We start from the raw sequence: 322 nt of genomic DNA, 5'->3' as shown, positions 1-322 counted from the left end.
AAACATTTTTTTGAAGCTTCTTTTGTTCATCTATGGACACATCCCTTCTAACCTAAATAATCTATTTATTGAATTCGCTTTCATTATAACATTGTTATGCATTAAAGTCAAATAAAATAAACTATAATGTTATCGTATGTAATTGTATAAGTGGCCAATATCATAGTAAAAGGTCCTGATATAATTTATTTGCCAATGACAAAAAGTTATAAATATACCCATGAAACTTAATCCGTTAATTCTTAACAAAAACTAAGTAATTACATAAAAGAGACCCTTAGGCCTCTTTTTCTCCTTCAAACACTCTGTCACTGTCCATTTA

The organism is Streptococcus sp. HMSC065C01 (assembly GCF_001813525.1).
GTDB classification, from domain to species: domain Bacteria; phylum Bacillota; class Bacilli; order Lactobacillales; family Streptococcaceae; genus Streptococcus; species Streptococcus parasanguinis_V.
Note: the sequence above shows the minus strand (reverse complement) of the source record.